General features: G+C 71.1%; 16 protein-coding genes and 1 pseudogene. 10 read left to right on the top strand and 7 right to left on the bottom strand.

Features of this window, described 5'->3' with window-relative positions; genetic code table 11:
• Positions 1–65: 65 nt before the first annotated feature.
• Genes HUT12_RS22460 through HUT12_RS22445 form a run of 4 tightly spaced genes read left to right on the top strand, consistent with a single transcriptional unit; the run spans position 66 to position 4,084 of the window.
• On the top strand, positions 66–2,597 hold the full coding sequence (locus tag HUT12_RS22460) for a nitrate- and nitrite sensing domain-containing protein (protein ID WP_176094617.1): 2,532 nt from the start codon (positions 66–68) through the stop codon (positions 2,595–2,597).
• 47 nt (positions 2,598–2,644) lie between these two features.
• On the top strand, positions 2,645–3,106 hold the full coding sequence (locus HUT12_RS22455; protein WP_201272410.1) for a roadblock/LC7 domain-containing protein: 462 nt from the start codon (positions 2,645–2,647) through the stop codon (positions 3,104–3,106).
• A 5-nt stretch (positions 3,107–3,111) separates the two neighbouring features.
• Positions 3,112–3,498, top strand: a complete 387-nt coding sequence (locus HUT12_RS22450) for a DUF742 domain-containing protein (RefSeq protein ID WP_131054129.1) — start codon at positions 3,112–3,114, stop codon at positions 3,496–3,498.
• Positions 3,479–4,084, top strand: a complete 606-nt coding sequence (locus HUT12_RS22445) for an ATP/GTP-binding protein (protein WP_176094616.1) — start codon at positions 3,479–3,481, stop codon at positions 4,082–4,084. The genes HUT12_RS22450 and HUT12_RS22445 overlap by 20 nt, the downstream gene beginning before the upstream one ends.
• A 78-nt stretch (positions 4,085–4,162) precedes the next feature.
• On the opposite strand, the gene HUT12_RS22440 is transcribed toward HUT12_RS22445, so the two are convergent.
• The 3 genes and pseudogenes from HUT12_RS22440 to HUT12_RS22430 form a co-directional block, all read right to left on the bottom strand.
• A complete protein-coding gene (locus HUT12_RS22440) occupies positions 4,163–7,018 on the bottom strand; it encodes an aconitate hydratase (RefSeq protein WP_131054127.1) in 2,856 nt (951 codons plus the stop codon).
• Positions 7,019–7,261: 243 nt separating this feature from the next.
• Positions 7,262–7,750: pseudogene (locus HUT12_RS22435) on the bottom strand (C39 family peptidase); the annotation flags it as partial.
• Positions 7,751–7,798: 48 nt separating this feature from the next.
• A complete protein-coding gene (locus HUT12_RS22430; RefSeq protein ID WP_176094615.1) occupies positions 7,799–8,458 on the bottom strand; it encodes a C39 family peptidase in 660 nt (219 codons plus the stop codon).
• Positions 8,459–8,887: 429 nt separating this feature from the next.
• Here HUT12_RS22430 and HUT12_RS22425 point away from each other — a divergent pair, with 429 nt between their 5' ends.
• Positions 8,888–10,561: a right-handed parallel beta-helix repeat-containing protein gene (locus HUT12_RS22425; protein ID WP_176094614.1), complete on the top strand. Its 1,674-nt coding sequence runs from the start codon at positions 8,888–8,890 to the stop codon at positions 10,559–10,561.
• A gap of 7 nt (positions 10,562–10,568) precedes the next feature.
• On the opposite strand, the gene HUT12_RS22420 is transcribed toward HUT12_RS22425, so the two are convergent.
• Positions 10,569–10,748 (bottom strand): hypothetical protein, encoded by a 180-nt coding sequence (locus HUT12_RS22420; protein WP_176092180.1) that lies wholly within the window; start codon positions 10,746–10,748, stop codon positions 10,569–10,571.
• A 19-nt stretch (positions 10,749–10,767) separates the two neighbouring features.
• On the opposite strand from HUT12_RS22420, the gene HUT12_RS22415 reads away from it, so the two are divergent.
• The 5 genes from HUT12_RS22415 (at position 10,768) to pulA (ending at position 19,202) form a co-directional block, all read left to right on the top strand.
• A complete protein-coding gene (locus tag HUT12_RS22415; RefSeq protein ID WP_131056377.1) occupies positions 10,768–11,457 on the top strand; it encodes a hypothetical protein in 690 nt (229 codons plus the stop codon).
• 37 nt (positions 11,458–11,494) lie between these two features.
• Positions 11,495–11,884, top strand: coding sequence for a hypothetical protein (locus HUT12_RS22410; RefSeq protein ID WP_131056378.1), 390 nt, complete (start codon positions 11,495–11,497; stop codon positions 11,882–11,884).
• Between the two features lie 140 nt (positions 11,885–12,024).
• On the top strand, positions 12,025–12,756 hold the full coding sequence (locus HUT12_RS22405) for a hypothetical protein (protein WP_176094613.1): 732 nt from the start codon (positions 12,025–12,027) through the stop codon (positions 12,754–12,756).
• Between the two features lie 170 nt (positions 12,757–12,926).
• Positions 12,927–13,562 carry a cellulose binding domain-containing protein gene (locus tag HUT12_RS22400; RefSeq protein WP_176094612.1) on the top strand — a complete coding sequence of 212 codons (636 nt, stop codon included), beginning with the start codon at positions 12,927–12,929 and terminating at the stop codon, positions 13,560–13,562.
• 144 nt (positions 13,563–13,706) lie between these two features.
• Positions 13,707–19,202, top strand: a complete 5,496-nt coding sequence (gene pulA / locus HUT12_RS22395) for a pullulanase-type alpha-1,6-glucosidase (RefSeq protein ID WP_176094611.1) — start codon at positions 13,707–13,709, stop codon at positions 19,200–19,202.
• Positions 19,203–19,275: 73 nt separating this feature from the next.
• On the opposite strand, the gene HUT12_RS22390 is transcribed toward pulA, so the two are convergent.
• The 3 genes from HUT12_RS22390 to HUT12_RS22380 all read right to left on the bottom strand — a co-directional run bounded on the left by HUT12_RS22390 (position 19,276) and on the right by HUT12_RS22380 (position 24,781).
• Positions 19,276–20,946, bottom strand: coding sequence for a hypothetical protein (locus tag HUT12_RS22390; protein WP_131054736.1), 1,671 nt, complete (start codon positions 20,944–20,946; stop codon positions 19,276–19,278).
• A gap of 322 nt (positions 20,947–21,268) precedes the next feature.
• Positions 21,269–23,011, bottom strand: coding sequence for a right-handed parallel beta-helix repeat-containing protein (locus HUT12_RS22385; RefSeq protein WP_176094610.1), 1,743 nt, complete (start codon positions 23,009–23,011; stop codon positions 21,269–21,271).
• Positions 23,012–23,299: 288 nt separating this feature from the next.
• On the bottom strand, positions 23,300–24,781 hold the full coding sequence (locus tag HUT12_RS22380; protein WP_131056238.1) for an aminopeptidase P family protein: 1,482 nt from the start codon (positions 24,779–24,781) through the stop codon (positions 23,300–23,302).
• Positions 24,782–24,889 lie beyond the last annotated feature (108 nt).

The raw sequence follows: 24,889 nt of genomic DNA, 5'->3' as shown, positions 1-24,889 counted from the left end.
GGGGTCGGTGCGTGTGTCGCCCGCCTGACTGACCGATCAACTCGCTCCGGGCCAGGGACGGTGTAATGGGTTCCCGCAGTTCGAATCTGCGTACCAAGGTCGTGGCCCTGTTGGCCTCGCTGGTGGCACTCTGGAGCTTCACCGCCTGGGTGACCATCCGGGAGGGTGTCAACCTCGTCGGCGTGCAGGCCCTCGACGTCCGGGTGTTCGACCCCACCGAGCCGCTGCTGTTGCAGTTGCAGTTGGAACGCCGGACCTCGCTGGCCTACCTCGGGCGGCCCGAGGACCGCAGGCGCGGCGAACTCGTGCAGGTGCGTCAGCGTACCGACGAACTGGCCGCCGAGTTCGAGGAGTCGGCCAGGCACTGGCAGGTCGGCCTGCTCGGCAGCGACGCCCTGCAGCAACGGATCAGTGACCTGAACCGTAGGATCGCCGCGCTGTCGGACACCCGGGCCGCCGTGGACGACCGCAACATCGGCCGCAGCGAGGCCGGCGGTGCGTTCACCCGGGTGATCGAGTCGATCTATCAGGTCTACGACGAGTTGGGCAACCTCGACGACGACCAGGTCGCCGAGGACACCACCCAACTCATTCAGCTCAACCGGGCCCGGGAACTGCTGTCCCAGGAGGACGCCCTGCTCGCCGGGGTGCTGGCCGCCGGCCGGATCACCGTGAGCGAGCGCGCGGAGTTCACTCGGATCGTCGGTGCCCGCCACTTCGTCGCCGAGCAGGCGGTCGTCCGGCTGCCGCAGGCGGATCAGGCCCGTTACCAGCAGATGTCCTCCGGGCCCAACTTCCGCCGGCTGGCCGACCTGGAGAACCAGGTGATGCTGGCCGGCAACAACACGCGGCTGCCGTTCAGCGTCGAGGGGTGGACCGACGCCACCGGGCCGGCGCTGATCGAGATCGGCGACGTCGTGCTGGCCGGTGGTGACGACGTGGTCGAACGGGCCACCCCTGTGGCCGTCGGCGTCATCATCCGGTTGGTGCTCGCCGCCGGTCTCGGCCTGCTCGCCGTCATCGCCTCGGTGATCGTCTCGGTCACCACCGCGCGTGCCCTGGTGCAGCAACTGCAACGCCTGCGGGACGCCGCGTTCCAGCTCGCCAACGAACGACTGCCCGATGTGGTGGATCGGCTCGGCCGGGGCGAGCAGGTGGACGTGGCCAAGGAGGCGCCGCCGCTGCAGTTCGGTGACGACGAGATCGGCCAGGTGGGCAAGGCGTTCACCGTGGTGCAGGAGACGGCCATCCGGACCGCGGTGGAGCAGGCGGAACTGCGCCGCGCGGTACGCGACGTCTTCCTGAGCCTGGCCCGGCGTACCCAGGCCCTGGTGCACCGGCAGCTCACCCTGCTGGACTCGATGGAGCGCCGGGAGCAGGACGCGGAGGAACTGGAGGACCTGTTCCGCGTCGACCACCTGGCCACCCGGATGCGGCGTAACGCGGAGAACCTGATCGTGCTCTCCGGTTCCACGCCCGGCCGGGCCTGGCGCCGCAGCGTGCCGATGGTCGACGTGGTCCGTGGCGCGGTCGGTGAGGTCGAGGACTACACCCGCGTCCAGGTGCTTCCGATCAGCGGGGTGTCGCTGGCCGGGCGGGCCGTCGGTGACGTCATCCACCTGCTCGCCGAGCTGATCGAGAACGGGCTGTCGTTCTCGCCACCGCACACCACGGTGGAGGTGCGCGGGCAGCTGGTCGGCAACGGGTTCGCCCTCGAGATCGAGGACCGAGGACTCGGCATGACCGAGGAGGACCTGGCCGCCGCCAACCACCGCATCGTGGACCGCTCCGAGCTCAACCTCGCCGACGCGTCCCGGCTGGGCCTCTACGTGGTGAGCCGGCTGACCGATCGGCACGGGGTGCGGGTACACCTCAAGGAGTCGCCGTACGGCGGGACGACCGCCGTGGTGCTGATCCCGGGTGACCTGATCATCGTGGACGGCGCACAGCCGGCGGTGTCGCAGTCGACCACCCGGAGCAAGACCCCGGAACTGCCCGCCGACGCGGCCCCCACCCCGGACGAGCGGTCACCCGCACCGGTGGCGGTGGCGGCACCCACCGCACCCCGGACGGAGACCCGGGCGGCCGAACCGCTCGCGTCGTCCTCGGCGGAGCCCGCCGAGGAGAGCACGGGCCTGCCGACCAGGTCCCGCCGCCGGCCCGGTCAGTCCGCCCTGGACGGACCGACCATCCCGATCGAGGTGCCGGTGACCTCGGCACCGGGTGAGAGCCCGGCCCGGCCGCCACACCCGCCGGCCGACGGCGCGGTCGCGCCCGGTACGCCGGCGGGCCCGCCCGAGACGGCGGCGACCCCGCCCGAGCCGGGTACGTCGACGACGGCCGAGTCCGACCTGGGGCGTACCGAGTCGGGCCTGCCGGTCCGGGTACGGCAGGCCAGTCTCGCCCCGGCGCTGCGCGACGAGCCCGGGGCGGCCGACGCCGGCGAGGACGTGATCCGCGAACCAGAACAGGTTCGCCGCATGATGAGTTCGTACCAGACGGGCACCCGGCGCGGACGCTCCGACGCCGCTAGGTTGCTCGATGGGGGCCGGCGTGCCGAGGACGGGTCCGACGGCGCCGACCAACAGGCGACCTGATCCGTGTCGCTGGCCCGTCATACCAGGTCAGCGCTGATCAGGCCCAGATGAGCACGGCGAAGAGCCGGGGAGAAGAGGACGACGAAGTGGCGCAGAAGACGGCTTCGAGTGCCGACCTGACGTGGTTGCTGGACGACCTCGTCGGCCGGGTCAAGCAGGCCGAACATGCGGTGGCGCTGTCCGCCGACGGTCTGCTGATGGCCTCGTCGCAGGGGCTCAGCCGCGACGACGGCGAGCACCTGGCGGCGATGGCGGCCGGCATCCAGAGCCTGGCCCGCGGCGCGGGCAAGCGGTTCGGTGGCGGGCAGGTCCAGCAGACAATCATCGAGATGCAGTCGTCCTTCCTGTTCGTCACAGCCGCCGGCCGCAACGCCTGTCTCGCGGTGCTGGCCACCGAGGACGCCGACGTGGGTCTGATCGCCTACGAGATGGCGATGCTGGTCACCAGGGTCGGCAAGTACGTCGCGTCGCCGTCCCGGTCCGTCGAACAGACCGGCGGGGAGAAGTAACCCGGATGACGGTGCAGGGAGAGTCCGCGGACCACCAGTGGGTGGACGACCACGCCGGTCCGGTTGTCCGTCCGTACGCGGTGACCGGCGGCCGGGCCCGTCCGGTCACCGGCACGTTCGACCTGATCTCCCTGGTGACGGCGACCCGCACGGACGTCTCCCCGGAGATCGGGCTCGGCCCGGAACACCTGGCGATCGTCGGCCTGTGTCAGCGGATTCAGTCCGTGGCCGAGATCGCGGCACACCTGGACCTGCCGGTGGGCACCGTGCGGGTCCTGCTCGGCGATCTGGTGGCGCGCAGCCTGGTGCGGATTCGCGAGCCGCACACCACCGTCGGCATACCCGATCACAGCATTTTCGAGGCGGTTATCAATGGACTACGGGCACTCTGAGCGGCCGCCGGGAGCGGTCGCCCTGCCCACAGCGATCAAGATCCTGGTCGCCGGCGGCTTCGGGGTCGGCAAGACCACGCTGGTCGGGGCGGTCAGCGAGACGCGCCCGCTGCGGACCGAGGAGGTCCTGACCGAGACGGGGGTCGGCATCGACGACCTCTCCGGCGTCGAGGCGAAGCAGACCACCACGGTGGCGATGGACTTCGGCCGGATCACGGTCAGCGAGGACCTGGTGCTGTACCTGTTCGGCACACCGGGTCAGGACCGGTTCTGGTTCGTCTGGGACGAACTGGCGCTCGGTGCCATCGGCGCGGTGGTGCTGGCGGACACCCGCCGGCTGGCCGACTGCTTCCCCTCCATCGACTACTTCGAGGGGCGGGGTACGCCGTTCCTGGTCGCGGTGAACTGCTTCGAGGGGTCGCGCTCGTACCGCCTCGACGAGGTGCAGGCCGCGCTGAACCTCGATCCCGAGGTGCCGGTGCTGCTCTGCGACGCCCGCAACCGGGAGTCGGTCAAGGAGGTGCTGATCACCGTGGTGGAGCACGCGATGAAGATCCGGGAGGCCCGTGGTCGCGCCGTCGGGTGACGGCGGGCCCAGCGCCCTCGGTCGGACGAACGAAGGGCTCCCTCCCCGTCGGGGAGGGAGCCCTTCGACGTTCGTCGCCTAGCTGGCGATCATGCGCCGCAGCACGTACTGCAGGATGCCGCCGTGCCGGTAGTAGTCCGCCTCACCCGGGGTGTCGATCCGCACCACCGCGTCGAACTCCACGCCGCTGTCGGTGGAGACCCGCACGGTACGCGGAGTCGAGCCGTCGTTGAGCGCGGTGACACCGGTGATGGTGAACGTCTCGGTGCCGCTCAGCCCCAGCGACTCGGCGCTCTCGCCGGTCGGGAACTGCAACGGCAGCACCCCCATGCCGATCAGGTTCGAGCGGTGGATCCGCTCGTACGACTCGGCGATGACCGCCTTGACGCCCAGCAGCATGGTGCCCTTGGCCGCCCAGTCCCGGGACGAGCCCGAGCCGTACTCCTTGCCGGCCAGGATGACCAGCGGGATGCCGGCCTCCTGGTAGGCCACCGAGGCGTCGTAGATCGAGGTCTGCTCGCCGGTGAGGTGGTTGACGGTGAAGCCGCCCTCCACCCCTGGGACGAGTTGGTTACGCAGCCGGATGTTGGCGAAGGTGCCCCGGATCATCACCTCGTGGTTGCCCCGGCGCGAGCCGTACGAGTTGAACTCGTGGCGCGGCACGCCGTGCCCGGCCAGGTACTCGCCGGCGGGGGAGTCGGCCTTGATGGAGCCGGCCGGGGAGATGTGGTCGGTGGTCACCGAGTCACCCAGCTTGGCCAGCACCCTGGCCGGACCGATGTCGGAGACCGTCTGCGGCTGCGGCGCCATCCCCTCGAAGTACGGGGGCTTGCGCACGTAGGTGGACTCGCCGTCCCAGGCGAAGGTGTCCCCGGTCGGGGTCGGCAGTGACTGCCAGCGCTCGTCACCGGCGAAGACGTCGGCGTACGCGGAGCTGAACCCGCCGGCACCGATCGCCGAGGCGATGACGTCCTGGATCTCGGCGCTGCTCGGCCAGATGTCGCGCAGGTAGACCGGCTGGCCCGTGTTGTCCTCGCCGATCGGCTCGTTGGCCAGGTCGATGTCCATCGTGCCGGCGAGGGCGTACGCCACCACCAGCGGCGGGGACGCCAGGTAGTTCATCTTGACGTCGGGGTTGATCCGGCCCTCGAAGTTGCGGTTGCCGGAGAGCACCGACACCACGGCCAGGTCGGCCTCGTTCACCGCTGCGGAGACCTCCTCCGGCAGTGGACCGGAGTTGCCGATGCAGGTGGTGCAGCCGTAGCCGACCAGGTGGAAGCCGAGCTTCTCCAGGTACGGCGTGAGGCCGGCCCGCTCGTAGTAGTCCATGACGACCTTCGAGCCCGGCGCGAGGGTGGTCTTCACCCACGGCTTGCGGTTCAGGCCCTTGTCCACCGCGTTGCGGGCGAGCAGCGCCGCACCGATCATCACCTGCGGGTTGGAGGTGTTGGTGCAGGAGGTGATGGCGGCGATCACGACCGCGCCGTGGTCCAGCTCGTACTCGTTGCCGTCGGCGCCGGTGACCCGGATCGGGTTACTGGCCCGCCCGCCGGAGCCGACCGCGGCGGTCGCCAGGTCACGCGGGGCATCGGCCGGGTCGTTGACCGCGTTGGCCGGGGCGTCGCTGGCCGGGAAGGACTCGGCGCTGGCCTCGTCCGCCGGGCCCGCCGTGCCGAAGGGCTTGTCCTGCTGCGGCACGCCGGGGCGGCGGCCCGGGTCGCCACCGGTCTCGTCGGCCGCGACGTAGTCGGTGAGCGCGGCGCGGAACAGCGTCTTGGCGCTGCCCAGCGGCACCCGGTCCTGGGGACGCTTGGGTCCGGCGAGCGAGGGCTCGATGGTGCCCAGGTCCAGCTCCAGCTGCTCGGAGTAGTGCGGCTCGGCAGACGGGTCGTGCCAGATGCCCTGCTCCTTGGCGTACGCCTCGACCAGCGCGACCTGCTGCGGGTCCCGGCCGGTCAGCTCCAGGTAGCGGATGGTCTCCGCGTCGATCGGGAAGATCGCTACGGTGGAGCCGTACTCCGGGGACATGTTGCCGATGGTGGCCCGGTTGGCCAGCGGCACGGCGCTCACGCCGGGGCCGTAGAACTCGACGAACTTGCCGACCACGCCGTGCTTGCGCAGCATCTCGGTGATGGTCAGCACCAGGTCGGTGGCGGTGGTGCCGGCCGGCATCTCGCCGGAGAGCTTGAAGCCCACCACGCGGGGGATCAGCATGCTGACCGGCTGGCCCAGCATGGCCGCCTCGGCCTCGATGCCGCCGACGCCCCAGCCGAGCACGCCCAGGCCGTTGACCATGGTGGTGTGCGAGTCGGTGCCGACGACGGTGTCCGGGTACGCCTGGCCACCGCGCTCCATGATCGTGCGTGCCAGGTACTCGATGTTGACCTGGTGCACGATGCCGGTGCCAGGCGGCACCACCTTGAACTCGTTGAACGCGCTCTGCCCCCAGCGCAGGAACTGGTAGCGCTCCTTGTTACGCGAGTACTCCAGCTCGACGTTGCGCTCGAAGGCGTCCTCACGGCCGAACAGGTCGGCGATGACCGAGTGGTCGATGACCAACTCGGCGGGGGCGAGCGGGTTCACCTTGGTGGGGTCGCCGCCGAGGTCCCGGACGGCCTCACGCATGGTGGCCAGGTCGACCACGCACGGTACGCCGGTGAAGTCCTGCATCAGCACCCGGGCCGGGGTGAACTGGATCTCGACGTTGGGGTCCGCGGTCGGGTCCCACGAACCGAGCTGACGGATGTGGTCGGCGGTGATGTTCGCGCCGTCCTCGGTCCGCAGCAGGTTCTCCAGCAGGATCTTCAGGCTGTAGGGGAGCCGTTCGTGGCCCTCCACCTGGCTGATCTTGAAAATCTCGTAGCTCGCGTCTCCGACGCGTAGCTGGGTCTTCGCACCGAAGGTGTCGAGGCTCGCCACGTCGTACTCCTTCACACCAGCGACCGTGAGTAGTCCTGAGCAGTCTGTCGCACCGGCCGGAGGGCCGCCGTGGTTAGGCAACACTTACCGCCGAATACGCGCTGTCAACAAAACCGTACGTCCGTCTTGCTATGAGTGCAACCCGTCGATCACGGAGTGGACGTTAGGAAGGGCCCCCTGCTATGCGCGAGGCGTTAGCAGGGGGCCCGTGCTTGCACCAGTGGCCGGCCCCCGTGTGGGGGGCCGGCCGTTGGGGTGTCAGTGGGTGGTGGCGTAGCCGCGGGTGGCGATCCAGTTGGCGAGGTCGTTGATGTGGAGGTCGTAGCGGGCGTGGTCGGGGTTGGCGGAGTCGGCGATGGTGACGGTGTTGCCGTTGTCGGTGTAGCCGGTGACGCTGATGTAGTGGCCGCCTTCGAAGCTGTGGGTGGTGCCGGTGGTGTCGGTGGTGGTGCCGGCGATGTTGGCGACGACGGCGCGGCCTTCGTCGATGGTGCGGATGATGTCGTCGCGGAGCTTGTCGGTCTGGTGGTTGTCGGCGGTGGGGGTGTTGATTTCGACGGACTTGTAGGCGTCCTTGCCGGTTTCGCGGTTGAGGACGGGGGTGATGTCGTTGATGCTGTCGGTGCCGTTCTCGGTGGTGCCCATCTGCGTGGCCATGGTGTGGACGTCGATGTTCTTGCCTTGGACGCTGAGGGCGTTGCGGGCGGCGGCGGGGCCGCAGTAGTAGAAGTTGGGCTGGGCTTCGTAGCGGACGTCGAGGGCCGGCCCCCGTGTGGGGGGCCGGCCGTTGGGGTGTCAGTGGGTGGTGGCGTAGCCGCGGGTGGCGATCCAGTTGGCGAGGTCGTTGATGTGGAGGTCGTAGCGGGCGTGGTCGGGGTTGGCGGAGTCGGCGATGGTGACGGTGTTGCCGTTGTCGGTGTAGCCGGTGACGCTGATGTAGTGGCCGCCTTCGAAGCTGTGGGTGGTGCCGGTGGTGTCGGTGGTGGTGCCGGCGATGTTGGCGACGACGGCGCGGCCTTCGTCGATGGTGCGGATGATGTCGTCGCGGAGCTTGTCGGTCTGGTGGTTGTCGGCGGTGGGGGTGTTGATTTCGACGGACTTGTAGGCGTCCTTGCCGGTTTCGCGGTTGAGGACGGGGGTGATGTCGTTGATGCTGTCGGTGCCGTTCTCGGTGGTGCCCATCTGCGTGGCCATGGTGTGGACGTCGATGTTCTTGCCTTGGACGCTGAGGGCGTTGCGGGCGGCGGCGGGGCCGCAGTAGTAGAAGTTGGGCTGGGCTTCGTAGCGGACGTCGAGTTGACGTTCGCCGTGGCCCTTGCGGTCGGCCTGCACGACGGCGGCGGGCTGACCGGCCGGCGCGGCGTACGCGGTGGTGATGGGGCCGGCGATGGCGCCGCCGGTGAAGGCGAGGCCGGCAGCGGTCAGGGCGGCCTTGCGGAAGATAGCGGTACGCATGATGATCTGAACCTTTCGTCGGGGGTGCGCGCGGCCCACGTGGGGGTGTGCCGGGGCCGTGCGAAAGGGGGGATGTGCGGATCGGAACCGTCGGGGGCCGGGGGCCGCTCACGACGTCCGAGCCAGGTGTAACGCCGGGGGGTGCGGCGTCATTCCGACCCGGGTCCCGGGGGGTGCGGCGCCGGGGGAGGCGTCGCGGTCATGCCATGTACAACCCCCGGCCCGGCCCGATGATTCCGCGATCGCCGCGGCCACGGCCACCCGGCGGGCAGCCGGCAAACCGGACACGCGGGTACGAACCTCCGGGTCGGCCGCCCTAGCCCGCGCCGGCCCGCCCGACGTCCCGCACAGAGGGCGCGTTTCCGGCACATCGGAGCGGGAAAGCGCCCGGCTCGCGAGGAGGCCGTCGACTTTCAGGGGGAGCGCGTCGTGTGGCAGGAGAGCCGGTACATCGCCACCCGGGAGCGGCTGTCCCCGGTCGCCGGGGCGCCGCTCTGGTGCGACGCGCACGAATTCGGCCTCCGAGGTGACGGTGTCACCAATGACCAACCCGCGTTGTCCGCCCTGGTCGACCGGCTCGGCGAGGGGTACGCCGCCGACGGCCGGGTCCGGGTCATCTACTGCCCGCCGGGGATCTACTCGATCCGGGACGCGGGCACCGTCTGGCGCAGCGGTGTCTCACTGATCGGAGCCGGGCCGGGCGCGACCCGGTTCCTGCTGAGCAACGAGGGCAACCGGGCGGACCCGACGCCGTTGGCCTTCTGGACCACCGTGCAGCACGGTGCGGACCGGGACCGGCACATCGCCGACTGCACCTTCGCCGACTTCGAGATCGACGGCTCGGGTGTGGCCATGGCCGAGTACAGCTACCTCGCCAAGGGACTCGGTCTCCAGTACGTGGTGCGGGGCGTGTTCCGCAACCTCTACATCCACCACACCGGCGCCACCGGCCTGGGGTGCGACTTCCTGCAGGACAGCCTGATCGACGGTGTGGTGGTGGTCGGCTGCGGCCGGCTGGACAACGGCGAGGAGATGGGCGGCGCGGGCATCGGCATCGGCATCGGCGGCTGGGGCGAGGTGGAACGCTGCACGATCGCCAACTGCACCACCCTCGGCAACGGCACCAACGGGATCTTCCTGGAGTTGCAGAAGCCGTACTGGACGCCCCCGCGCGGCTACCGCATCATCGGCTGCCACAGCCAGGCCAACCGGTTCGGCATCTCCGACTGGGGTGCCGACGGGTTGATCGTCTCGGCCTGCACCATCACCGGCAACCTGGAGGCCGGCTTCGACGTCTCCGCCAACGGCACGGCGGGCATCGCCGGCCGGGGCGGCATCCTCAGCAACTGCGTGATCGACCGCAACGTCCGCGACGGGATCAGCATGGGAAACACCCCCGGGCCGTACGCCATCCGGGGCAACCGGATCAGTGGCAACGGCTGGTACGGCTATCACCAGCACGATCTGGGCGCCGGCTATCAGGGCCCGTCGTCGGACGTGGTGATCAGCGACAACGAGTTCTGGGACAACGGCCTGGACGCAATCCGGATCGACCGGCCGATGGTCGACGCGGCCGTCCTGGACAACCGGATCCGCAACAACGGCCGGCAGTGCGCCCCGGCGTCGACCGGCTCCGGCGAGTCGGTGCGCTACGCCCGTCGGGCGATGACCGACCGGTCGGCGAACTGGCCGACGAACGGGCACCGGGGCAAGGTGCTGCGGGTGGGCTCCCGGGTGGCGGTGGTGGTCGGCAACAGCGACACCGACCTGGACCTGGCCGAGCTGCGACCGGACGCGGCCACCGCGTGGAACGAGGACGTCCCGGAGCCGGGTACGGCGTACGAGTTGTCGGCGGCGGCTCCGGTGCGCGCCGGCATCGTCGTCAACGCGCACTTCGACTCCGCCTCGGTGCGCGGGAACCGGATCTGGGACAACCGTGAGGAGCCGACGCAGACGCACGGCCTGTGGATCACCGAGCGGGGCTCCTGCGTGTCCTGCCGGGTCGAGGAGAACGACCTCGCCGGCAATGCCGAGAGCGCGCTGCGGTTGGACAGCCCGCCGGTGGGCGGTCGATGGGACCGCAACCACGTGGAGATCGACTGAGCGGGTCTCAGGCCGCGTCGTCGGGTGCTGCGGCCTCGGCGTGGCGGTCACGCAGCCGGGCCCGGATCTCCTCGGGGGTGTACGCGCGCCGTCGCCGTTCCGCCCGGGCGATGACCACGCCGGAGGCCGCCACCCCGGCCAGTCCGGCCATCCCGAGGACCTTCCACCACCGCATTCCTTGCCGCATCCGCTTAGGGTAGTCCCCCATGAGCATCAGCCTGGACGAGGCGGTGGAGCTGACGCGTACCGGTGACGTGTGGGTCTTCCGCGGCCGCAGCGTGCCCGACCGTGCCATCCAGTCGATCACCAACAGCCCGGTCAACCACGTGGGTATGGCGGTCGTGCTGGACGACATGCCGCCGTTGATGTGGCACGCCGAGTTGGGCCGGTCGCTGCCGGACATGTGGACCGGCACCCACCAGCGCGGGGTGCAGTTGCACGACCTGCGCGACGCGGTCTGCGTCTGGGCCAACCGGTACGGCCAGCGGGCCTGGCTGCGTCAGCTCGACCCACCGGCGGACGCCGAGATGGAGGGGTCGGTGCTGCGGACCATCGCCCGGCTGGACGGCACGCCGTTCCCGTCGACCGCGCAGCTCGCCTGGCGGTGGGTGCGGGGACGGGTACCGGCGGTGCGGTTGCCGGCGGTGCGGTTGCCGGTGCCGCAGCGGCAGCGGGCGACCACCGCCCGCGAGCGGACCGTGGAGCGCGATCGGACACTGGAGACGGCGTACTGCGCCGAGGTCGTGGCGGTCACCTACGAGGCGATGGGCCTGCTGCCCCCGGGAAAGCGGCCGAACTGGTACGACCCGGGTCGGTTCTGGAGCGGTGACGACCTCGGCCTGCAGGGCGGTGCCCAGTTGGGCAGCGAGATCGAGGTACGCATCCCGACGCGCTGAGGTTTCGCCGGCCGGCGCGGCGGCAATTGCATGCGACGTGAATGCTTCCACCGATCTCGACACGCTCACCGAGTTCTTCGACCGGTACGGCGTGGCCCTGACCGTCGGCGACCTGCCCGCGATCGCCGGTTGCTACGCACTGCCGGGGTTGGTGGTCGCCGACACGTACAGCTTCTCGTTCACCTCGCCGGCGGCGGTGGCGTTGTCCTTCGTGGGCGCCGCCCCCGACTACGCCGAGCGTGAGCTGGTGGCCGCGCACGCCGACATCGAGGAGGTGCAGCAGGTCTCCGCGCTGCTGACCGAGGTGGCGGTGCGCTGGGAGTTCCTGGACAGCCAGGGTCGGCAGGTGCCCGGTGAGCGATACCGCTATCTGCTGAGGGCCGCCGCGGAGGGTCCGGTCATCTGCACGGTCATCCGTACCGGCTGACCCGGGGTGCGGCGCGGTCGCCCGGTGCTCGGCCGTCCCGGGGACCGATCCGGCGGGTCGGACGATCCGCCCCCACCCGTTTCGTCCCCGCCTCCGTCGTGACTAGGCTGTCGCGTCGGTGCGACGAGGGGGGGACCTCAATGGCAGTGCGGCCGTCGGGTGCCGAGACCACGGAGACGGCCCGTCGACGGGCGCTCCCTCGGATGATCGCCTCGGCCCCCTGGGTCGTGGTCTCGGTCGGTGTCGCGGTGCTGGCGGTGCTGCTGGTGGTCGCGGCGCTGGCGTTCCGTGGCCCGGAGCAGCCGTCGGCGTGGAAGCCGGGGCCGGCGATGACGCTGCCGGCACCGTCCACCTCGGATTCGGTCACGTCGGTCCCGTCCGCTCCGGAGCGGCTCAGCCCGGCGCCGGGCGGCTCCGCCACGTCCGCGTCACCCGCAGCGTCGGTGCTGCCGTCCCCGTCGTCGCGGACCGCGTCCCCGGCCGGACAGTCGGAGGCCAGCCGAGCGCCGGACCGACCGACGTCCGCCCCGCCGGGACCGCCCGTCGCCCAGGGAGCGCTCACCGCCACCTATCGGGTCAGCGGCGCGGTCGAACCGGATTCGTTCCGGGCGCAGATGGTGGTGCGCAACGGCACCGGCGAGTCGCGTGACTGGCAGGTCGAGTTGCGCTTCACCGGAGACGTCACCGGCATCCGGGCCTCCAGCGGGCCGGGCGTGTCGGTGAGCATCAAGGGTGGTGGATGGTACCTGCTCAGCGGGACGGTGCCGCTCGCCGCCGGGGCACAGCAGGCGGTGGATCTGCGGTTCAGCCGCACCGGTGGCGGTGAGTACCCCGCCCACTGTGTGGTCAACGGTTCCTCGTGCGCCCTGTGAGGACCGTACTCTTAGGACGGTTCGGTGTTTCCCTGGGGACTTTTCCCTTTCGCTAAAGATCGTTACGCTTGCCCGGCTGCCCGCTGAGGAGATTCATGTCCGGTATGCGTCGCGCTCCGCGTCATCTTTCATCCCCTGGCCCCGCCGTCGCGTCCTCTCCCTGGGTCCTGATGTCGATCGGCCTGCTCGCGATGGTGATGCTGTTCGTCATCGCGATCGGCGCGTACCGGGGGCCGGGTCCGGAGTTCGATCCCGTGCCGCCGGGAGCGGCCGCCGCCCCGCCCATTCCCGAGCGCGCGTCCTCGGCCGGGCGGGAGGCCGCGAGCCCACCGGCGCCGGCGGTGCCCGGGCTCTCGCCGCGCAAGACCGACCCGCCGAGCGAGGCCGGTACCCCCTCGCCGGTGCCGTCACGGCCGGGTCCGGCGACGCCGGAGCCGCCGCCGGTCGCGTCGGCGCCGCCGCGAAGCAGTGCGCCACCGGCGGCCAAGCCCGCGCCGTTGGAGGCGCGGTACCGGGTGATGGACACCTTCCAGGGTGGCTTCATCGCCGAGGTGCTGATCCGCAACACCTCGCGCGGCGATCTGGAATGGGTGGCGCGGGTGGAGTACGCGGGCGGCCGGGTGGTGACCGCGTGGCTGGAAGGGGTTCCGCAGGGCACGTTCACCGGGCGCCGGGGCACGTTGACCTATAGAAGTGGTCCCGACCTGTCGGCGGGTGCCTCGGTGGCGCTGCGCTTCCACATCGAGTACGCCGATTCGTCGCCGAGGAGCTGCTCCGTCTCGGGGCGTGCCTGTAGCCGTCGGTGACGTCCGGTCCGCCGATCGCGGACCGTCCTCGACCTCATCCTTGCGCAAGAGACTGCTCTGTTGCCGCCATGTTTGCAAGGCATTGCAGAATGTTTCGGCAAGGGCTAGCGTGCGGGCCAATCAGCAGCCAGAGGAAGGCCGTCGATGAAACCCCCGCCGTTGTCGCGTAAGGCCCTGCTCGCATTCGTCTTCCTGCTCACCCTGACGCTGGCCGGCGCGCCGGTCGCGGTTCCCGAGAGCGCCGCCGCCGGTCGGTCGGCGGCCGGGGCGCCCGGCGCCACCGGCGCCGTCACCTGGCCCACCGAGCCGTCCGCCGCCGCCCTGCTGGCGGCGGGCACCGACGAGCGGGCGAGGGCGGAGCAGTTCTACTTCGTCCTGCCGGACCGGTTCGCCAACGGAGACCCGCGCAACGACCGGGGCGGTCTGACCGGCGACCGTCTGCGCACCGGTTACGACCCGACGGACAAGGGCTTCTACCAGGGCGGTGACCTCAAAGGACTGATCGACCGGCTCGACTACATCGAGGGGCTGGGCACCACCGCCATCTGGCTCGCACCGGTCTTCGCCAACCGCCCGGTGCAGGGCGAGGGCGACGACGCGTCGGCTGGCTACCACGGCTACTGGATCACCGACTTCACCCAGGTCGACCCGCACTTCGGCACCGCCGCCGACCTCAAGCGTCTGGTCCAGTCGGCGCACCGACGCGGCATCAAGGTCCACCTCGACGTGATCGTCAACCACACCGCGGACGTCATCAGCTACGCCGAGAACCGGCAGACCTACGTGGACAAGGCCACCACGCCGTACCGGGACGCGCAGGGTCGGCCGTTCGAGGACGCCAACTTCGCCGACGGCACCCGTCCCTTCCCCGAGGTGAACAGCCGGTCCTTCCCGTACACGCCGACGTTCCGCACCCCGGCGGACGCGACGGTCAAGGTGCCCTCCTGGCTCAACGACCCGACCATGTACCACAACCGGGGCGACTCCACCTTCGTCGGCGAGAACAGCGAGTACGGCGACTTCGTCGGTCTGGACGACCTGTGGACCGAGCGACCCGAGGTGGTCCGGGGCATGACCAAGATCTATGCCGACTGGGTGCGCTCCACCGGTGTGGACGGCTTCCGGCTGGACACCGTCAAGCACGTCAACATGGACTTCTGGCCGCAGTTCAGCCAGGGCGTCACCCAGGCCGCCGCCCGCGCCGGCAAGCCGGACTTCTTCATGTTCGGCGAGGTGTACAGCGCCGACCCGGAGATCGCCTCCCGCTACGTCCGACAGGGCGGCCTGCCGGCCACCCTGGACTTCGGCTTCCAGGAGGCGGCGCGTGGCTTCACCGCCGACGACGGCCCCGCCACGGCACTGGCCGACCTGTACGCCCGCGACGACCTGTACGCCGCCCGCAACACCGACGCCGGCCGGCTGCCCACCTTCCTCGGCAACCACGACATGGGCCGGATCGGCTCGTTCATCGCCGGCGGCGACACCGACCCCGCCACCCACCTGCGCCGCGACCAGCTAGCCCACGAACTGATGTTCCTCACCCGAGGCCAGCCCGTCGTCTACTCCGGCGACGAACAGGGCTTCACCGGCGCGGGCGGGGACAAGGACGCCCGACAGCCGATGTTCGCCTCCCGCACCGCCGACTACCTCGACGACGACCTGCTGGGCACCGACCGCACCCACGCCCAGGACCAGTTCGACCCGGCGCATCCGCTGTACCGGACCATCGCCGGGCTGGGCCAGCTGCGCCGGGCACACCCGGCGCTGCGCGACGGTGTACAGGTGACGCGCCACGCCGCCGACGGCCCGGGCGTCTTCGCCTTCTCCCGGTTCGACCCGCGTGACCGCACCGAGTACGTCGTCGCGGTCAACAATGCGCGGACCACGCAGACTGTCACCGTGGACACCTGGTCGGCCGGCACCCCCTTCACCGCGATCTACGGCGCATCCGGTCGGCGGGCCGCCGCCGCTGACGGCACGCTGACCCTGACCGTGCCCCCGCTCTCGGCGGTGGTGCACCGGGCCGGTCGGCCGGTCGCGGTGCCCGCCGCGAAGCCGGGCCTGACCATCACCACCCCGACGGGTACGCCGGTGGCCACCCGGGCCGAGGTGACCGCGCAGGTCAGCGGGGACCCGCTGGCCACCGTCACGACGGCGGCCCGGGTGGCGGGCGGCAGGTGGACACTGCTCGGCTCGGCGCACCGGGCGCCGTACACCGTGCACCACGACCTGACCGGGCTGGCCGCCGGCACGAGGATCGAGTACAAGGCGGCGGTCCGGGACGGCCGGGGCCGCACCGCCACCGCCCGCTCCACCGCCACCGTCGGCACCCCGCCGACCGGGTCGTCCCGCGACTGGCTGGTGGTGCACCACCACCGCCCGGACGGCGACTACGACGACTGGGGCCTGTACGCCTGGGGCGACATCGATCCGGCGTACGCCACCGAGTGGCCGCAGGGCCGCCCGTTCGACGGCACCGACTCGTACGGGCGGTTCGCCTGGGTGAAGCTGAAGCCGGGGGCGAAGTCGGTCGGTTTCCTGGTGGTCGACGCGGACGGCAACAAGGACGTCGACAACGACCGGACGGTGGACGTGACGCGCACCGGGGAGGTCTGGGTCAAACAGGGTGATCCGGCCACCTACCCGAGCCGGGAGGAGGCCGCCGGCGCACCGGCACCCCCGGTCGAGGAGGGTGTGGCGGTGATCCACTACCACCGGCCGGACGGCGACTACGACGGCTGGGGACTGCACCTGTGGGACGGCGCGGCCACGCCCACCGACTGGGCCCGACCGTTGCCGCCGACCCGCGTCGACTCGTACGGCGCCGAGTTCCGGGTGCCGTTGGCCGAGGGCGCGACCGGGCTGAGCTACATCATCCACTCCGGGGACACCAAGGACCTGCCACAGGACCAGCGGCTCGACTTCGCCGAGTCCGGTCGGGAGGTCTGGCTGCTCGCGGCGACACCGGGGCGGCTGCTGCCGGCGACGACCACCGGCGACAGCGGCGGTGACACCGACATCACCCGGCAGGCGGCGCACTGGATCGACCGCAGCACCGTCGCCTGGCGGACCGGTCCCACCGACGGTCGGGCGTACGCGTTGGTGACCGCACCCGCCGGTGGGGTGCGCGTGGTCGACGGCGAACTGGTCGGCACGTACACCTCGGTGCCGTTGACCGCGCGCCGCAACGGGCTCACCGAGGCGCAGCGTGATCGGTTCCCGCACCTGTGGGACCGGCACGCCTTCACCCTGGATCAGCGGGACCTGGCGACGGTGCCGGCGGCGCTGCGCGGGCAGGTGCTGGTGACCGAGCGGGCCGCCGACGGCACTCTGCTCGGTGCCACCGGTGTGCAGCTGCCGGGGGTGCTCGACGACGTCTACGCCCCGGCCACCACCGCCCGCCTAGGTGCCACCTTCACCGGCGGCGTGCCGTCCCTGGCGGTCTGGGCACCGACCGCGCGGACGGTGTCGCTGGAGCTGTTCGACTCGCCGACCGCCACACCGCGCGTGGTGGCGATGCGCCGCGACGACCGCACCGGGGTCTGGTCGGTGCGCGGGGCGCGGGACTGGGCCGGCCGCTACTACCGGTACCGGGTGCAGGCGTGGCAGCCGGCCGCCCAGCAGGTGGTGACCGCCTCGGTCACCGACCCGTACTCGGTGGCCCTGGCGGCGGACTCCACACACAGCCAGATCGCCGACCTGACCGACCCGAAGCTGGCGCCGACGGGTTGGTCGAGCCTGCGCAAACCGAGTGCGGTGGCCCCGGCCAAGGTGCAGATCTCCGAGCTGTCGGTGCGGGACTTCTCGATCGCCGACAGCACCGTGCAGGCCGACCGTCGCGGCACCTTCCTCGCCTTCACCGACCCGGGCACCGCCGGGATGCGGCACCTCAGGTCGATCGCCGACGCCGGGGTGACCCACCTGCACCTGCTGCCGGTCTTCGACTTCGCCACCATCCCCGAGCGGCGTGCCGACCAGCGCCGCCCCGACTGCGACCTGGCCGCCGCGCCGCCGGACTCCGAACGGCAGCAGGAGTGCGTCGCGGCGGTGAAGGACACCGACGGCTACAACTGGGGCTACGACCCGCTGCACTACACCGTCCCGGAGGGCGGGTACGCCGTGGACCCGGACGGCACGCGCCGGACCGTGGAGTTCCGGCAGATGGTGGCCGGGGTCAACGGTGCGGGCCTGCGGGTGGTGCTGGACGTGGTCTACAACCACACCTCGGCCGCCGGCACCGACCCGCGCTCGGTGCTCGACCAGATCGTCCCGGGCTACTACCACCGGTTGCTCGACGACGGCGCGGTGGCCAATTCCACCTGCTGCGCGAACACGGCGCCCGAGCACGCCATGATGGGCAAGCTGGTGGTCGACTCGCTGGTCACCTGGGCCCGGGAGTACAAGGTCGACGGGTTCCGCTTCGACCTGATGGGCCACCACCCCAAGGCGAACATCCTGGCCGTCCGCGCCGCGCTCGACCGGCTGACCGTGGCCCGCGACGGTGTGGACGGCAGGAAGATCCTGCTCTACGGCGAGGGCTGGAACTTCGGCGAGGTGGCCGACGGCGCGCGGTTCGTGCAGGCGAACCAGGCGAACATGGCCGGCACCGGGATCGGCACGTTCAACGACCGGCTGCGTGACGCGGTGCGCGGTGGCGGCCCGTTCGACGAGAACCCGCGCCACCAGGGCTTCGCCTCCGGTCTGTTCACCGACCCCAACGGCGACCCGGTCAACGGCTCGGCGGCCGAGCAGCGTACCCGGCTGCTGCACCAGCACGACCTGGTCAAGGTCGGGCTGACCGGCAACCTGCGCGGCTACCGGTTCACCGACACCGGCGGCCGGGAGGTGACCGGGGCGCAGGTGGACTACAACGGCTCGCCGGCCGGGTACACCGACGCGCCGGGTGAGGCGATCACGTACGTCGACGCGCACGACAACGAGATCCTGTACGACGCGTTGGCCTACAAGCTGCCGCAGGGCACCTCCGCCCCGGACCGGGCCCGGATGCAGGTGCTGGCGTTGAGCACGGTGGTGATGGGGCAGGGTGCCGGGTTCGTGACCACCGGCACCGAGCGGCTGCGATCGAAGTCGCTGGACCGCAACTCGTACAACTCGGGGGACTGGTTCAACCAGATCCGGTGGGACTGCACCCAGGGCAACGGGTTCGGCATCGGGTTGCCGCCGGCCGAGGACAACCGGGACAAGTGGCCGTACGCGCGGCCGCTGTTGGCCGATCCGGCGCTGGTGCCGGACTGCGCGGCGATCGCGCTGACCGACGCCCGGTACGCCGAACTGCTGCGGATCCGGTCCTCCGAGCCGGTCTTCGGGCTGCCCACCGCGCAGGAGGTGCAACGACGGGTCGCCTTCCCGCTCTCCGGCCCGCAGGAGACGCCCGGGGTGCTCACCATGACCCTGGACGCGCGTGGTCTGGGCGGGGCGTGGCGGTCGGTGACGGTGGTCTTCAACGGCACACCGCAGGAGGCGACGCAGCGGGTCGACGCCCTGCGCGGGGCGGACGTGTCCCTGCACCCGGTGCTGCGGTCCTCGGCCGATCCGGTGCTGCGGAGCGCGGCGTTCGAGCGGAACAGCGGCACGTTCCGGGTGCCGGCGCGCAGCGTGGCGGTGTTCGTCACGCGGTGACACGTGGTCCGGCCCCGCCGGTCCGATCCGTGGATCGGTCCGACGGGGCCGGGTCGTCACCTCGGCGTGAGGATCAGCCGAAGCAGTTCGGAATCGCGGTGATGCTGCCGGCGCAGTTGGTCGGCTTGTTGGCGGTGATCGCGGACTTGTCGTCCACGTTGACCACGCCGATGAAGCTGAACACGCCGCCCGGCGCGAGGGTGGCGAAGTTGTGCGACACCTTCGTCCGCTCCAGGTCGATCTCGCCGGAGACGGTGAAGACGCCTCCACCGACACCCAGCGGGCCGACGGCCCGGTTGCCACTGATCTCGCTGTTGCGGAAGGTCGCCTCGCCGGTGCCGTTGAAGACACCGCCACCGAAGAAGCCGGCCTTGTTCTCGACGATCTTGCTGTCCGTGACGTTGGCGATGGCGGTGAAGCCGAGCGCCAGGCCGCCGCCGACACCGACGGTGGTGTTCTTGGCGACCTCGACGTGCGCCAGCTCCAGGGTGCTGTCGTCGCCCGCAGCGGCCACACCGGCACCGGCCAGGACCGCCGTGTTGTTGACGACCTTCGAGTGCTGCACGGTGGTGTTGCCCTCGATGTCGAGCAGGCCGCCGCCGAAGCCGAGCACCTCGTTGCCGGTGATCTCGGTCTTCTCGATCAGTGCGGTGCCGCCGTCGATGTCCTCGCGGAAGATGAAGGCGGCACCGTTGGCGACGCCGCCGCCGCCGATGATGGCGTCGTTGTTGACGATCCTCGACTCGGCCACCCGCAGCACGCTGGCGTTGAAGATGCCGCCGCCGTACAGGAACGCGGTGTTGTCGGCGACCGTGGTGTGGTGCAGGTCGGCCTTGCCGAAGTTGGCCAGGCCCCCACCGACTCCACCGGCCTGGTTGGCGACGATGTGCGTCTCGGAGAACGAGGCGGTGCCGCCGGGCTGCACGAGCACGCCGCCACCGTCGTTGGACTCCGGCTCCAGCAGCACCGAGGGAGCCGCCTTGGCCTGGGCGGCCTTGAGCGCGGCACCCTTCGGCGCGGCCTGCAGCAGCGGCAGGTACGCCTTCTTGGCCTCGGCGGCCTTGGTCGCCTCCACCGAGTTGGAGAATCGCGACCACACCGCCTCGGGGGTGTCCCCGCCGACGGGCAGTGCCCGGGTCTGGCCGTTCTTGATGGTCAGGCCCTTGACGGTCAGGTTTCCGCCGCGGCCCACGTTGAGGATGCGGAACTCCTCGGCCGTGGCGTCCCGGACGATCTTGGTGTCGTGCCCCTTGAGGACGACGTTCTCGGTGATGACCGGCAGGCCGTTGGGGCCGGTGCCGTCACCCAGGTCGGAACGGGTCAGTGTGTAGGTGCACCCCTTGGCGAGGTTGAGCACGCCGCCGTGGTTGTCGTTGGCGAAGACCAACGCCTGGATCAGCTTGTCGGAGTCGCAGGGCACCTCCTTCTCGCGGTCCTTGCGGTCGTCGCCACCACGGTCCTTGTCGTGGCCACCGCGGTCGTCGCGCTGGTCGCCACCGCGGTCCCGCTTCTTGCCCTCGTGCCCCTCGGCGGCGTCCGGGCCCCGGTCACTGTCGGAGCTGACCTGCTGGGCGGTGGACCAACGCAGACCGTCGGCGCTGACCGCGCCGGCGCCGATACCGACGGCGGCGATGCTGACCACGCCGGTGAGACCGGCGACGCCACTGGCGAGCCAGAAGGCGCGACGCCGCTTCGGCGCCACCTCCGGCTCCGCGGCGTTGTTCTTAGCTTGGTAGTTGGACATCGGAGCTCTCTGCCCTCTCGTCGTACCAGACAGGGTCGTCACACGCGGGTGAGCTTCCCCTGCTACAAATCGGTTGTAGCTCCCACATGCACCGTATGAGAGTGTTCCTCGCTTCGCGCCCATATCCGAGATAACCCCACATTGGGTACGGGCTGCGCGGGAGTGGTGCAAGCGCTCTGAAGGGTGCAATCCGGGCCAATTCCGTGGCGATCGGCCGCCGACGCCCGTCGGGGCGGGTACGCGACCCGGGCTCCTCCGCACGCGGCGGAGGAGCCCGTCTATGTGGTCGTGCTCTGGAATCACCCGTACGCAGAAGGAACGATCAGCCGAAGCAGCGCTCCGGCACGACCGGACTGCCGGAGCAGTTGGTCGGTCGGTTGGCGGTCACCGCGGAGCTACGGTCGATCCGCACGCCGTCGTTGGTGGTGTAGATGCCGCCGGGCGGCAGCACCGAGAAGTTGGCCTGGACCGTGGAGCGTTCCAACCGGACCTGGCCGCCGTCGTTGTAGATGCCGCCGGCCACCGAGTTCTGGCCGACCACCCGGTTGGCCACGATCGCGGTGTCCCGCACGACGGCGGTGCCCCCGTAGGTGGCCAGTCCGCCACCGTTGCGCTCGGCGACGTTGTCGGTGATCTCGCTCTGCGCGATCACCGCCGTACTCTCGGGTCCCACGCCCAGCCCGCCGGACGTGTCGTCGGCGGAGTTGCGGGCCACCAGGACCTTCTCCAACGCGAGCTGGCCGTCGCCCAGGGCGAGCAGGCCACCGCCGTCCTCGCCGCTGTGGTTGCCGACGACCCTGCTCTGGGTCAGCGTCGCGGTGCCCCGATAGGTGAGGACGCCACCGGCGTTGTCGGTGGCCCGGTTGTGCTCGATGGTGCTCTTCCAGACCCAGAGCGTGCCACCGGCGCCGGGGAGCCCGAGGCCGGGCACACCGTTGCCGATGCCGCCGCCGGCGACCGCGCTGTTGTCCGTGATCGAGGATTCCTCGAGCCGGAACACCCCGGCGTTGAACACGCCGCCGCCGACACCACCGGCGCTGCTGGTCGCCACCCGGCTGTGGGCGACCCGTGCGGTGCCGAAGTTGGCGATCGCGCCGCCGTTGCCGCCGGCGTGGTGCAGCAGGAACTCGCTGTGCTCGACGTCGGCGCGGCCGCCGCGCTGCACGAGCAGGCCGGCGCCGTCGCCCGGCGCGACGTCGACGAGTGTGGCGTCGCCACCGGCACCCCGGGCGGCCTCGGTGGCCGAGGCACCCGTGGCGGCGGGGACCTTCGCGGCGGCCTTGGCGGCCGGGGCCTTCGTCGGCGTGGCCGCCTTCGCGCCCGCCTTCGCGTTCGTGCCGGCTCCTGCCTTCGCCGGCTTCGCGGCGGCCTTCGCGGAGAGCTCGACCTTCGCCCTCGACGCCGCGATCGGGTCAGCCTGGGTCAGCCCACCCTTGACGACGACGTTCTTCAGGGTCAGGTGACCGCTGCGGCCCACGTTGAGAATCCGGAACGGCTCGGCGTTCGCCGCCCGGACGATCGTGGTGTCGCGCCCGGCGAGCGTGACCGCCTGGGTGATCACCGGCAACCCGTTGGGGCCGGTGCCGTCGCCCACGTCGGAGCGGGTCAGCTCGTAGGTGCACCCCTTGGCCAGCTCCAGCGTGCCGCCGCGGTTGTCGTTGGCGTGCTCGATGGCCTGGATCAGTTTGTCGCTGTCGCAGGGCACCTCGTGTCCCCGCTCCTTGTCGTCGCGACGCTGCTCGCCGGAGGACGCCTCGCGGCCCTTGTGCTCCGCGCCGGTCCGGGCGGCCTTGTCATCGCCCCGACCGGCCTCCTCGTCGCCCCGGCCGTTCTCGCCGGTGGTCGGGCCGGGAGCCTCCGATTTCGGCGCGGCCGCGGGTTGGGCGTCCGAGGCGTTGTTGCGGTCCCCGGACTTCTGGTCCCGAGCGGCCACGCCGCCCAGGGCGGCCAGTCCGACCACCCCGGTGAGGCCGGCGACTCCGGCAGCCACCCATATCTTGCGTCGTCGTCGACCTGGCGGGACCGGAGGCGGCCCACCGTACGAAGTCAACTCGTCATTGGACATCAGAGCCTTCCGCCCTTTCCTCCTACCAGACTGACCCGCACCCGTACGAAGCGGCGCGAGTAGCTACAAACAGCCTGTAGCTTCTGATGACCACCGTATGAGAAGCATCTTCGCGAGGATGACTAATACGAAAAAACCCCATAACTGCCTCAGTTCGGGCGTGCGGCTGCCAATCGGGGGGAGTGGCACCGAAAGCGCCGGACAACCCGGGACATGACGAAGGGCGGGCCCTCCGCAGCGGCGAGCGTCCGCCACTGGAAAGGCCCGCCCTTCGGCAGGTCGTACGGGTCAGCCCGGCAGGCGGGGGCCCGCCTCGCGCTGCTCGGCCAGCCAGGTCTCCACCTCGTCGGCCCGGCGCGGCAGGCCGGCCGACAGGTTCACCGCACCGGCCGAGGTGACCAGGATGTCGTCCTCGATCCGGATGCCGACACCCCGCAGCTCCTCCGGCACCAGCTCGTCCTCCGGCTGGAAGTACAGCCCCGGCTCGACGGTGAGCACATACCCCTCGCCCAGCTCCCCGTCCCGGTACTTCTCCTTGCGCGCGTGGGAGCAGTCGTGCACGTCGATGCCGAGCATGTGCCCGAAGCCGTGCAGCGTCCACCGCCGGTACACGGTCGACGACTCGTCCATCGCCTCGTCCACACTCACCGGCAGCAGCCCCAGCTCGGCCAACCCCTCGGCGAGCACCCGCATGCAGGTCAGGTGGACGTCCTTGAACTTCACGCCCGGCTTGATGACGTCGATGCCGGCCTGCTGAGAGGCGTACACGATGTCGTAGACCTGGCGCTGCAACGGGGTGAACCGGCCGTCGACCGGGAGTACCCGGGTCACGTCGGCGGTGTAGAGGTGGTGCCCCTCCACGCCCATGTCCATCAGCAGCAGCTCACCCGGACGGGTGACACCGTGGTTGTGCACCCAGTGCAGGATCGTGGCGTGCTCGCCGGAGCCGACGATCGAGCCGTACCCGACGTCGTTGCCGTCGTGCCGGGCGCGCAGCGCGAAGACGCCCTCCAGCAGCCGCTCCGAGACGCCCCGGTCGGCCGGCAGCACCCGGGCCACGTCCTCGAAGCCGCGTACCGTCGCGTCGATCGCGTCCTGGAGCTGGGCGATCTCCCACTCGTCCTTGACCAGCTTCAACTCCGCTACGGCGATCGCGAGCTCCCGGTCGCGGGCCGGCTGACCGTCGGCCCGCGACCCGTCGTACGGGCGCACGGCCGAGTCCACCGAGGCGTCGAACCCGCGCAGCACCCGGGTCCGCGCCGGGGCCAGGTCGCCCAGCGTCGCCTCCAGCTCCGTCAGGTCGGCGGTGGGGAGCCCCAGCTCGGTCGACTTCTCCGCCAGCGTGTGCCGGCGGCCCACCCACAGCTCACCGTGGCGGCTGCGGAAGAACTCGTCGGTCTCGCGTGAGGAGCGGGGACGCATGAACAGGGTGGCGTCGTGCCCGGAGCCGTCGGGCCGCAGCACCAGGACCCCGTCCGGGTCGTAGTCCCCGGTCAGGTACGCGAAGTCGCTGCCCGGACGGAACCGGTACTCGGTGTCGTTGGCGCGGACCTTCTCGCCGCCGGTGGGGATCACCAGCGTCTCGCCGGGGAAGGCCGCGGAGAGCGCCGCGCGACGCTTGGCGTAGTTCGGTACCTCCGGTCGGGGGCCGACCGGCAGCCCGGTGTCCCGCCACCCCTGCCGCATGAACGACAGGAACGCCGGTGGGAAGTCCGGGTCGTGCGACTCCGTGCCGTCGGCCGGCTTGCCGTCGGTGCGCTCCTCGGTCATTCCCCGCTCCCTTCGCCGCATCGCTGGTGCCGACGGTACCCCGAAACCCGTTCCGGTCCAGAGGCCGGCAGTGCCGCGCCGCCCGATCCGGACGCGTGGAAAGATGAC

Source organism: Verrucosispora sp. NA02020, from assembly GCF_013364215.1.
Taxonomy (GTDB): Bacteria; Actinomycetota; Actinomycetes; order Mycobacteriales; family Micromonosporaceae; genus Micromonospora.
Note: the sequence above shows the minus strand (reverse complement) of the source record. Positions and strands in the feature narration are given on the sequence as shown.

Coding starts and splice junctions, on each gene's coding strand:
- HUT12_RS22460 (WP_176094617.1), top strand. CDS start 66: ATGGGTTCCCGCAGTTCGAATCTGCGTACCAAGGTCGTGGCCCTGTTG.
- HUT12_RS22455 (WP_201272410.1), top strand. CDS start 2,645: ATGAGCACGGCGAAGAGCCGGGGAGAAGAGGACGACGAAGTGGCGCAG.
- HUT12_RS22450 (WP_131054129.1), top strand. CDS start 3,112: ATGACGGTGCAGGGAGAGTCCGCGGACCACCAGTGGGTGGACGACCAC.
- HUT12_RS22445 (WP_176094616.1), top strand. CDS start 3,479: ATGGACTACGGGCACTCTGAGCGGCCGCCGGGAGCGGTCGCCCTGCCC.
- HUT12_RS22430 (WP_176094615.1), bottom strand. CDS start 8,458: ATGCGTACCGCTATCTTCCGCAAGGCCGCCCTGACCGCTGCCGGCCTC.
- HUT12_RS22420 (WP_176092180.1), bottom strand. CDS start 10,748: ATGCGGCAAGGAATGCGGTGGTGGAAGGTCCTCGGGATGGCCGGACTG.
- HUT12_RS22415 (WP_131056377.1), top strand. CDS start 10,768: ATGAGCATCAGCCTGGACGAGGCGGTGGAGCTGACGCGTACCGGTGAC.
- HUT12_RS22405 (WP_176094613.1), top strand. CDS start 12,025: ATGGCAGTGCGGCCGTCGGGTGCCGAGACCACGGAGACGGCCCGTCGA.
- HUT12_RS22400 (WP_176094612.1), top strand. CDS start 12,927: ATGTCGATCGGCCTGCTCGCGATGGTGATGCTGTTCGTCATCGCGATC.
- pulA (WP_176094611.1), top strand. CDS start 13,707: ATGAAACCCCCGCCGTTGTCGCGTAAGGCCCTGCTCGCATTCGTCTTC.
- HUT12_RS22390 (WP_131054736.1), bottom strand. CDS start 20,946: ATGTCCAACTACCAAGCTAAGAACAACGCCGCGGAGCCGGAGGTGGCG.
- HUT12_RS22385 (WP_176094610.1), bottom strand. CDS start 23,011: ATGTCCAATGACGAGTTGACTTCGTACGGTGGGCCGCCTCCGGTCCCG.
- HUT12_RS22380 (WP_131056238.1), bottom strand. CDS start 24,781: ATGACCGAGGAGCGCACCGACGGCAAGCCGGCCGACGGCACGGAGTCG.